This window comes from Polaromonas sp. P1_F1, from assembly GCF_056405795.1.
This window is the reverse complement of the sequence record NZ_JBFUBJ010000002.1, coordinates 463,332-474,754: the sequence shown is the minus strand read 5'-3', so window position 1 is coordinate 474,754 and position 11,423 is coordinate 463,332. Positions and strand designations below refer to the sequence as shown.

Sequence of the window (11,423 nt, the reverse complement as noted above, 5' to 3'; positions counted from 1 at the left end):
GGTGACCAGACACCCGTTACCGGATTGCATGTAGAACAAACGATCTACACAAATAGCGAGTCGCGCGCCCGAAACCGTCGCAAAATGTCTGCCTGATGAATGCACCTCCCGCTGAACAAGATCTGCCCGTGATCCATGTCGCCATCGTCGAGGACGATCCGGGCTTTCGCGGAGCCCTGAGTCGCGTGGTGCAAGGCGCTTCTGACATGCGCCTGGTGGGCGCGGCAGGCACCCGTGCCGAAGGCTTGCAGATGCTGATGCAGCCGCCGGCCGATGTGCTGCTGGTTGATTTGGGCCTGCCCGACGGCTCGGGCATCGACGTGATCCGCGCGGCTTCCCGACAGTGGCCGGCCTGCAGCATCATGGTGAGCACCAATTTTGGCGACGAGACGCATGTGATGCAGTCGATCGAGTCCGGCGCTGCCGGCTACCTGCTGAAAGACAGCTCACCGCTGAAGATGGCGGCCGAGATCCGCAGCCTGGCCAGCGGCGGCAGCCCGATCAGCCCCATCATCGCCCGGCAGGTGCTGGCACGCTTTCGCCGCAGCACCGCAGCCGGCGCCGGCACGACGCCCGCCGATATCGACGCACCATCGCTGCTGTCGGCGCGTGAAAAGGAAGTGCTGGACTACATCACCAAAGGCTTCACCGCCGTGGAAATCGCCAGGCTGATGGAGTTGTCGCACTTCACGGTGCGCACTTTTGTGCGGCGCATCTACAGCAAACTCAAGGTTACCTCCAAGGCTGAAGCGATCTACGAAGCCAGGAACCAGGGCATTTTGGCGCAGTAGTTGCCCGCGCGAATGCCTTTTCATCACCACCGCCTCCTGCGTTTTTCGCCCCGCATGGCCGTAGCGCTGCTGGCAGCGGCTGCGGTGCTGACGGGTCTTGTCGCCTGTGACTCTGCAGGCACCCGCGCGGGTGGCTCCGCCAGCGCAGCGGCCCTGCATCTCACCCAGGCTGACTGGCAGGTGCAAACCGATGCGGGCTTCACCTCGCCACCGCTCACCCTCGACGGCCAAATCCTGCTGGACCGCTGGCAACCCGTTACGCTGCCGCATGCCCTGCCCATAGCGTTGCTGGGACAGGCCCGGGCTGCAGCATCCGCCGGCGAGGCCCCCGTCACACGCACCAGCTGGTTTCGACTGACCGTGCCGCAAGCCCCGGCATCATCCACGCCACTGGCGCTGTATGCGGCCCGCGTGCGCACCGACGGCACCCTCGCGGTGTATGCCGACGGTCACCTGGTACACACCGCACAGCAGCAAGGCCCGTTATGGAACAGCCCGCACACGCCGATGTGGGTGCTGCTGGAGAAATCAGCCGATGGCCGGCCGCCGCACGAGATCACGCTGCGCATCGAGCACACGGCTGCGACGCAGGTGGCGCTGTCATCACTGTGGCTGGGCCCGGTGGATGCCATCAGCTGGCGCTACCACGGCCGCCAATGGCTGCAGCAGGAATTGCCGGGGATGTTCAGCTCGGCTTTCCTCGCGGTCGGCATCTTCGCCTTGCTGGTGTGGTTGCGGCGCCGGCATGAGCCGGGCTATCTGCTGTTTTTTGTGCTGGCGGCCATGTCCTTCATGCGGGGCCTGCATTTTTATGTGAGCTTCCCGATTGCCAATGACTGGTTTGCCTGGTTCACCGTCAACTCGCTGTTCTGGCTGGTCACGGTGGTGCACTTTTCAATCGGCCTGCTGCACCGGCGCCAGCAACTGTGGCTGACGCGGGCACTGATCACCGCGTCCGTGCTGATGGCCCTGCTGACCCTGCCCCTGTGGTCGGCCCTGCCCAACACGCCGAGGACCACACCAGTGCTGTATGTGGTGGCCGCACTGATGGGCGTGAGCGTCAGCGCGGCGGGCGTCATCAACGCCTGGGGGCGCTCTCGCAGCGCCATGGTGGTGGCCATCGGGACGGTGCTGGCCACGCTCTTTAGCGCGACCGACTGGCTGGTACAGAACAATTTCATCAGCCCCGAAAACTGGTATCTGGGCCCGCATACCAACGCGATCACCTTCAGCGTCTTCGGTTACGTGATGTACCGCCGTTACACCGGCGCCATTGCGGAAGTCGAGCAGGTCAACGCCAGCCTGGCCGAGCGCCTGCGGGCACGCGAAGCCGAACTTGAAGCCAGCCACCGCAGCCTGCGCGAGATTGCCCAGCAGCAGATGCTGAGCGATGAACGCCAGCGCATGATGCAGGACATGCACGACGGCTTGGGCTCGACGCTGATCAGCGCCATCCGCTCCATCGAAGGCGGCGGCATGAGCGACGAACGCGTGACGCAGACCCTCAAGGACTGTATGGACGACCTGAAGCTCGCCATCGACTCGATGGAGCCGGTGGAGGCCGACCTGTTGCTGCTGCTGGCCACACTGCGTTTCCGGCTCGAACCCCGGCTGGAAGGCACCGGCGTCACGCTGCTGTGGGAAGTGCAGGTACTCCCCACGCTGGACTGGCTGAACCCTTCCAGCGCGCTGCACATCCTGCGCATCATCCAGGAAAGCGTGGCCAACATCCTGCGCCATACGCATGCGACCGAGATCCGCTTTAGCACTGCCATCGAAGGCGCCGGGGTGCAGGTCATCATCGAAGACAACGGCCAGGGCTTTGATGTCGACCAAGCCTTTGGCGACGCCGCGGGGAAAGGCCTGCAAAACCAGCGGCGCCGCGCGCAAACCATTGACGGCACGGTCAACTGGCAATCGGGGCCGGCGGGCACGCGCTTTACCTTGTGGCTTCCATTGGCCCCCACAGTCACTCACTCCGTGTAGTTCCTTGCCCCCCGAGGGGGCCGCCCGCCTGTGGCCCGGCAAAGCCGGTTCCACGGCTCATGCCGGTTGAAGAGTTCTGTGCGCACAAACGGGGGCCGCGGGACTGGCTTTGCCAGACCGCAGGCGCCGCCCCCTGAGGGGGGAACAGGCTACACGAAGTGAGGCTGGACGGGGGTGGGCTTATTCCTCGTTCGTGTTTCCGGCTTCGGCAGCGGCAGCTTTCAGGGCGTCACTGGGGTCTGCACCACCTCCCTGCGCGCCGCCACCGTCACCTGAAGCGCCAAGGCTCGCGATGTTCCGCAGCGCACTCAGGTAGGCGTCGCTTGCCGGGCTGCCGCCCGGCAATACCGGCACCAGCGTTGCTACAGGGTTGATGGTCAGTGCGCCGTCCAGGTACGTCAGCGCATAGTTGCCGGCGCTGTAGCCGCCAGGCGTGATGGCGTAGCTGCCTGCGGTGCTGGCACCCTGTGAATTGCCGCCGTAAGTCAGCGTGCCGCCCAACACGGCGGCTGTTTCACCGGCCACAAAACCGCTGTAGCTCACACCGTTGCCGCCGGCATAGGCTGCGGCGCCGACAGTTCTGCTGTCGTTGTTGGCGGTAACGCTCAGGCTGGCCTTGGCAATGTCGGCGGTGCTGCTGGCCGTGGTGTTCAGCAGGTTGTAGTTGCCTCCATCGATGCCGCCGGCGCCGATACCGGTGACGTTGACGGTCTTGCCCGTGCCCGCGTTCTGGTCCGCAAACAGCGCGCTGCCGCTGAAGCTGACGACATCCCCACTCAGAACGCCGCTGCTGGCCAACGTGCTGCTGCTGGCGGTGGTGCCGTCATAGGTTTTGTTGGCGGTCGTGGCGTTGACGGTGATGCCGAGCTGGGCAATGTTGGCGGTCGTGGTAACGGGCGCGGCCGCGAGCTGATAGTTGCTGGCCAAACCACCTGCCCCGTTGGCCAGGCTGTAGGTGGCCGTTACGGTTTTCCCCGTGGCGGCATTCTTGTCGGCAAAGCTCGCGCCGGTGGAGTTCAAGGTCAGGGCTTCACCGCTGACCAGGCCGCTCAGGGCTCCTGCGTTGCTCAGTGTGGCCGTCGCGTTGCCATCATAGGTTTTGTTGTTGGCTGCCACGCCGGTCACGGTGAGCGTGGCCTTGTCGATGTTGGCCGTTGCCGTGACAGGCGCCGCCGCCAGCTGATAGTTGCCGGCCAGCCCGCCCGCGCCGTTGGCCAGGCTGTAGGTAGCCGTCGCGGTTTTGCCTGTGCCGGCATTCGCGTCAGCGAAGCTCGCGCCCGTGGAGCTCAAGGTCAATGCCTCGCCGCTGACCAGGCCCGTCAGCGTGCCGATGTTGCTCAGGGTTGCCGCGGTGCTGCCGTTGTAGGTCTTGTTGTCAGCCACCATGCCGGTGACAGTCAGCGTGGCCTTGCCGATGTCGGCCGTCGCCGTGACGGGAGCCGCAGCCAGCTGGTAGTTGCTGGCGAGCCCCCCTGCCCCGTTGGCCAGGCTGTAGGTGGCCGTGACGGTTTTGCCGGCGGCTGCGTTGGCATCACTGAAGCTGGCGCCCGTGGAGCTCAGGGTCAGTGCCTCGCTGTAGGCCAGCCCCGCGAGGGTGCCTATGTTGCCCAAGGCCGCTGTCGCGGTGCCATCGTAGGTCTTGTTATTGGCCGCCATGCCGGTCACGGTCAGCGTGGCTTTGTCCACCGTCAGCGTGCCGTTGGTATAGGCGATGCCGTAACCCAGGGCCGCCGCCAGCGTGCCCTGCGTGATGGCGTGTGTACCTGCGGATGCTGAGAAGCCGGTCGGCGCGGCAAGCAAGCCGGCCAGCGCGCTGCCTGCCGTGTCGCCCGCCACCAGGCCGGAGTTCAGGGTATAGCTCAGCGCCGGATCGGTTGCGCCGTAGACCTTGGTCTTGTTGTCGCCGCTCACGTTCAGAACCGGCGTGACGCTGTAGACCATGCGGTTGCCGCTGAGCGAGGTCATGGACGCATCGGTGGGAGCATTGGCGGCGTAGGTACGGCTGAAAGCGTTGCCGGTGGAGGCAAAGCCGCCAAAGGTGTTGGCCGTCGGGTCGGTCGAATACACCAGGAAGCGGCCCGCGCCCGGGTTCAGCGGCGTGGCGCCGGCGTTGTTGATGAAGTTGCGCCCGGCGGCCAGCACCAGCGAATCATTGGCGGCACTGCCGGAAGTCACGGTGTTGTTCAGCGTGATGTCACCCGCAGCGCCGGTGGCGCGCACCAGCACCTTGCCGCTGGCAGTCAACCCTGCCGTGTTGACGGTGCCGACGGCCAGCGCGCCGGCCTGCGAGTAGTCGACGCTGCCGGTATTGCCTGCCAGCGTGGTCACCGCGTTGCCTGCATTGTTCAGCGTATGGCTGCCGGTGCCCAGCAGTTCCAGGCCCGTGGCAGTGATCGCCGCGCTCTGTGTGCTGGTACCGGCGGTGTTCAGCGTGAGTTCGCTGGCCGTCAGCGCGCCGTTGATGGCGATGTTGCCGCCGGTCGCGATCAGCTTGAGCTTGTCCTGGCTGTTGCCGAACGCGCCGCCCACCGTGATGCCGGCATTCGAAGCCAGGCTGACCGTTTGGGCGGAACCCGCATTGGTGCTCGCGCTGAAGTTGCTGGTGTCGATGGCATTGGCGGCGGTGATGCTGATGTCACCGGCTGCGCCCGTGGTACTCAGCACCTGCGCACCGCTCACGTTGGTGCCCAGCGTGATGCCGTTTTGTGAGGAAGCAGTCAGCGACGTCCCGCTGACGTTGTTCGCCGCGCCGTTGGCGTCGGTGATGGCACCGGCTGCGGCGCTGAGGCTGACCGAGTTGCTTGACACCGTCTTGACCGCCAGGCTACCGGCAGTGGCCGTGACATTGACGCTGCCCGCCGCGAAGATGTTTTCCAGCGTGCCGCCGTTGGCCAGGCTCAGGTTGATTTGCGAGGCGCCGCCTGCCGCCACCGCACTGACGGACGCAGCGGAAATACCCACCGCGCCGGCGGGGCTGGTGCCCACACTGCCTGCGCCGCCGTCGAGGTAAACCGAGCCGCCCGCAGAATTGCTGATGTGCGGGGCCGCACCGCTGGCCACAATGCCCTGCGAGCCTTTGATGCGCACCGCCGCTGTGCCGGCGGCAGTACCCGTGGCCGTGCCGCTGCTGGTGATGCCGCTTGACGCCAGCGTGACCGTGCCGATGTTGTCGACGTCGATGCGGCCAGCGCCGGTATTGGTGAGGGACGTGAGTGTGGTGTTGATGCCGTTGCGCAGCACGATATCGCCCGCGCCGCTGTTGTCGACATTAAAGGCGCCGATCTGGTTGGCAGCCAGGTTGAGATTGGCGCCACCTGCACCGCTGCCGGTGAAGCTGCTGGCCACAATGGCCTGGGTCTGCGCGATGGCGCCGTTCAGGTTGGTGAGCGCGGTGGGGTTGCCGCCCGAGTTGATGCCGGCGTACCCGTCAACCGTGCCAACCGTGAGCGGCGCAGCCTTGCTGCTGGTAACGGCGAATGCGCCGGTGATAGAGCGCCCGCTGATTTCGTCGATCTGGTTGCCGGCGTTGGTCAGGGTCACGGAGGAACCTACCGCGTTGAGCTTGCCCACACTGATTGCTCCCGTCTGGCTGATGCTGCCGGCATTGAGCAGGCTGATGACCGGCAAAGGCCCTGGCGCAGCCGTGATGGGGCCAGCGATCTCAATACCGCCTGTGCTCGTCAGGGTGCCAATCTGCAACACACCGGCCGTGATTAAGCCCAACTCAGAGGCCGCCAAATTCAGTGTCATGGCTTCAATACCCCCCACACCTGACTCGAGCTTGATCTCCCGGTTGGAGGTAAAAGGTGCAATCACCACCCGGCCGGCCCCTGCATTGACCGCACTGAGAATCTCGACCCGGTTGCCAATAATCTGGATTTCGCCGCCACTGCTGGCGACCGTCGTACCGCCGAGATAGACATCACGGGCAGCCACAGGCGCTGGCGCAGGCACGCCGGAGCCACGCAAGACGATGTTCGCGCCATTGGAGTTGATGGTGCCGCCCTCCATGCGTAAAGCGCTGTTGCCTGAAGCGGAGTTGGCACTCATGGCGCCAGTAATATCTATTGCGCCTGTAGAGCTGATGATGGGGCTGGCACCGGGGCTGGAGGCGACGATGGATGTGCCAATGACGTTGGTGGCAGTCGTCGAAGAGTTGACGGTGCCCACAATGGTCAAACCACCCGTGCCGGCGAGCAGCTCTGCTGCCCCATCGATCAATATACCGGTGCCCGAGGAACCGCCCACGGTCGCCGTACCGGTGAGCGTGATTTTCTTGCTGGCGCCGGACTGCACCTTGCCGCTGACATGCAGGCCCGTTCCGGCAAAGATGGATGGATTGTTCAGCGTGCCGGTGAACGCAATGTCTCCACCTGTGCTAGAGACCTCCGCCCCGCCAGCCAACTGCAAACCCTCGCTGGTGGCCAGTGAACTGGTGCCGACCCGGCCCGTGATGCTGATGTTGCCGGCCCCGGTAACTTTCGCGCCCGAATCCAGGCGCACGCCGCGTGAAACCTGCGCCAAACCGGACGGCACGCCCGCGTTGCCCGAAATGGTGATCGTTCCGTTGCCTGCGGTGATGTTGGAATTGGTAATGACCACGCCGCCCGCCGAGCCGCCGGTGGCGCTGGCGCCGCCGCTCGTCAAGTCGCCGTTGATGGTGATGTTGCCTGTGCCGGTGGTAGTAACGTTCGATTGGGTAGCGCCGTTGTTCACGATCTCCAGCGAATGCGTAGTGCTGGCGCCTGCCGCGCTGAGCACGACGTTGCCGCCGGCCGCACTGACCTTGCTGCCCAGCACCTGGATGCTGCCATTGGCCGCTGCCAGGCTGACGTTGCCGCCCACGACGCTGTTCTGTATGCCATCGCCCTGCCCCAGGTCTGTTACCACCAGCGTGCCCGTGCCGGTGTGCGACAGTGCAATATGGCCGCCGACTGAATTGATGGCGCTCAGGCGCGCCGCATCAATAGCCGCTGCACCGCCGATGCCATTGCCTATGCCGCCTGCCGCCGTCAGCATCAGGTCACCCGTTCGCAGCGTGGCGCCGGTCTGCACGTTGATGGCGCCGCCCGAAGTGACGCTCAAGCTGGTCAGCGCCGTGGTGGCGCCCACCGACGCATTGAAATTGGTGGCCCCGGCGCTCGTGGTGCTCAGTGCGTTCGCGCCATCGACCGTGTTGGCGAATGTGATACCGCCGGCGGTGCTGACCAGGCTGACGGTGCCGGCAACCGTTACCGCGCTGTTGAAGGTTTGTGCGCCGCCCGTCTGCAGCGTACCGCCGAACAGGTTGATGCCGCCGCCCGCCGTCAGCGCGAGTCCGCCGCTGAAGGTTTGTGTGCCCAGGTTGATGATCCCGGTGTCTTTGATCAGCGTCAGGGTGCCGGAGTAGCTGGGCGTGGTGGGAAAGGCAAAACCGCTGCCATAACGGAAGGCCATGTCTCTGACGCTGCCACTGCCGTTCACCGTCACGCCACCGACGAAGGTGTTGGCCGAAGTGCCCAGCAGCACGTCCTTGCTGCTGCCGTTGAGCGTGAACGTGGAAGCACCCGTCACATTCAATGCGCCGGCCTGCGAAATGGAGCCGGTGCTGGAAGTCGCCGTCAGGCTGCCGCCCACGGTGGATGGGCCCAGCACCAGGTCGTTCACATTCCGGATGGTCACTGCATTGACGCCGGAATTATTGAGCCCAACCGCACCCGTGAAATTGTTGCCCGCGTTGCTCAGGTTTATCACGCCGGCGCCGCCGTTGATGGTCACCGCACCCGCGCCGGCGGCCTGCGTGATCGCGCCCGTCTGCGCGATGTTGTTGCCGCTCAGGCTCAGCGTGCCGCTGCCGACAGACACAGTGCCCAGGGTCAGCGCACCGCCCGCATTGTTGATCGCGACGTTGCTTGCACCGGAATTGGTAACGCTGACCGCACCGGTGAAATTGTTGGCGCCTGTCAGGCTGACCTGGCCCACGCCGGCATTGACGGTCGTCGTGCCGCCCGCGATCAGGACGCCGGCGGTTTGCTGAACGCCGGTATTGTTTGCAATGAGCGTCAGGTTGCCCGTCGCCGTGAGGTCCCGGTTGATGTTCAGGCCGCTCGTTGCAGTCAGGCTGAGGTTGTTGGCGCTCAAGGCGCCGCCCAGGGAGAGAGAGCCGCCCGACAAGGTCAGGTTGCTTGGGCCGGTGTTCAGGGCGCCCAGCGTCGTTAGCGTGCCGCCACTGGCCGCCAGGCTGACGTTCTGGTTGGCGCCCGTCAGGGTCAGGGCATTGAGGTTGAGGCTGCCAGTCGCGCTGACGTTCACGTCCTGGGCTGCCGTAATGGAAGCGTTGCCAATGGCTGAGGCACTCAAAAAGTCGACCTGGCCACCTCCGCCTGTCCCCAGGGCGGTCAGGTTGAGCGTGCCTATGGCATTGGAGAAGCTGTTGATGCGTATTCGCCCATTGCCCGTGTTGCCCGCAGATGCGGTGAAGCTGCCGCCGGGCGCAGTCATGGTGGCATTGACGGCGCCGGCATTTCCCCGAATGTTGGTACCCGCGTACAGGTCAAAGGAGCTGGCCTGCCAGTCCACGCCGCTATTCATGACCACTTCACCCGTGGTGGCTTTCAGCTTCAAACTGCCGGCAAAGATTTGCCCCAGGCCGTCGGTGCCGCCGATGGTGCCGTCGGCCGTCATGTCCAGCGCGCCGCCATTCAGGTTCAGGGTTCCCGTGCCGGTAATATCGCCGGCAGCGTTGGCCGTCACAGTAAGATTTGTGGAAGGCCCGCCGACACCGATATTGCCGTTGAGGAGGATGTTGCGCCCGGCGGTCATGGTCATACCGGCCGCGCCTGCATTGGTTTTGGTGATGTTCGCGCCGGTATTGATGTTGATGTCGCGCTCGGCAGTCAGCGTGAAGGTGTTGTTGTCCGTCCGGTTGATCGCCTGGTTGACGTGGATGTCGCCGTTGCCGCCGGCCGTGCCCATGGTGGCGGTCTGGATTTCAAAGTTGCCACCAGTCAAAGCGGCCGCGACGGCTGCGGCCGTCATGTCGCCCGTGGCGGAGATGGTGAAGTCATTGGGGTCTATCAGCCATTTCCCGGTGTTGCCGGCGGAAGCCAGCGTGGTGACCCGGGCGCTGTCGGCCACCTTGACATGCGCGGCGCTGGTTTCGACAAAGCCGCCATTGCCGCCATCGGGGGCCGAAGCATCGAGCGTGCCGCCGACATTGACCGTACCCGTTTCCATATCGCCCATCAGCAGGATGCGGCCGGCCTTGTTGGCAATCGTCTTCGCTTCAATGACACCGGTGTTGTTCACCGTCGCCGTGGTCAGCTGGTCCATGGCTTTTGCGGACAGCAGCACCTGCCCGCCATTCGCCTGGATCAGCAGCTTGTTTTCGGCCAAGGCATTGATCGCGCCCTGGTCGATGCTGTAGCCCAGCAAATTGCCGTTATCCAGGTTCAGGGTGATCTTGTTGCCGGCCGCGAGCAATGCGGTTCCCAGGCTGGCGGCGATCACGCCTTCGTTGCGTACCTCGGGCGCCAGCAAAGCTACATAGCCGCCATTCGCAGCCGTCAACGTGCCCTTGTTCACGACAGAGCCACTCGTGCCGTTGTTGCTGAAAACATGGTTGCCGGCCTGGAAGTCGGCGTTGCTCATGGACAGCGTCGAAGCCACCAGTCCGCCTACGTTGACCTGAGACCCGGCGCCAAACAGCACGCCGTTGGGGTTGAGGATAAACACCTGGCCGTTGGCCGTGAGGCTTCCCAGGAATTCGCTGGGGCTGCTGCCGGTGATGCGGTTCAGCGCGATGGCCTGCGCATTGGGCTGGTTGAATTTCAGCGCTTCATTGGCTGCCGTGGACAGCGATGTCCAGTCGATCGCCAGACGCTGGCTGGTCTGGTTGATCGTAGTGGTGGCGCCGCTGGTGCTGACGCTGCCGCTGCCCACCACCACGGTGGAATTCAGCGCGTCTGCGGCGTGCACCTGCAAGTTAAAGACGGACATCGCCAGCAGCATGACCACGGCGGCGCGGCACCGTGCATGCAGGACAAAAACGAGGCCCCCACGGGAACCGGCGGAAGCAACTTCAACACCGCTGCGTGCTGAGCCGCCCATGCTTCGGCCTTTGGCGGTTTCAGCCACGGCCACCCACAGGCCCAGCGCTGCGTTCCAGACAAGGCGGTAGATGCGGTTGATGCTGGCGTGACTTTTCATGAGAGTCTTTTCGGAAGGTCAGGAAATCCGGCTACCGCCTGGGCGAGCGGTGGAAAAAAGACGAGCAGCCAGCTCGCGCATGTAACCATAAGTATCCACCAATTGAACGTCCGGATGTATGGTTAAAAGGCGGCGTGTGGCATTTCGGAACACCGGCCTGGCCATGCGGGCACAGGGCCCCACTGGCAAAAAATTTTGCTATGCTTTTAATAGCTGCTTGCGCCCATCTGCATTGCCTTACAGGCACTTTTAATGCTAAAAAAAATAGCCAAAATTGCCTGAAAAGCAGTTTTTCACCGTTTTTCCGGCCCCATTGGGTTCGTTAGATGCAAAAAAGGCATTTTTTGGTCGATTTTTAAGCATGAAACCAGGACTTCAGGCAATACAGACGGGCGCAAGCAGCTATCAAAACAATAGCATTCAGAGCTATGCGTACAGCGCTCGACGGCACGGCGGCCT

The 11,423-nt window shown here is 64.2% G+C and carries 3 protein-coding genes; 2 read left to right on the top strand and 1 reads right to left on the bottom strand.

The window, feature by feature from the left end:
• Positions 1 to 95: 95 nt before the first annotated feature.
• Together AC1DZE_RS08270 and AC1DZE_RS08265 are read left to right on the top strand one after the other, a co-directional pair.
• Positions 96 to 791: a response regulator gene (locus AC1DZE_RS08270; RefSeq protein ID WP_477672913.1), complete on the top strand. Its 696-nt coding sequence runs from the start codon at positions 96 to 98 to the stop codon at positions 789 to 791.
• A 54-nt stretch (positions 792 to 845) separates the two neighbouring features.
• A complete protein-coding gene (locus tag AC1DZE_RS08265) occupies positions 846 to 2,777 on the top strand; it encodes a sensor histidine kinase (RefSeq protein WP_477672914.1) in 1,932 nt (643 codons plus the stop codon).
• 180 nt (positions 2,778 to 2,957) lie between these two features.
• On the opposite strand, the gene AC1DZE_RS08260 is transcribed toward AC1DZE_RS08265, so the two are convergent.
• Positions 2,958 to 10,964 carry a YDG domain-containing protein gene (locus AC1DZE_RS08260; protein ID WP_477699942.1) on the bottom strand — a complete coding sequence of 2,669 codons (8,007 nt, stop codon included), beginning with the start codon at positions 10,962 to 10,964 and terminating at the stop codon, positions 2,958 to 2,960.
• Positions 10,965 to 11,423 lie beyond the last annotated feature (459 nt).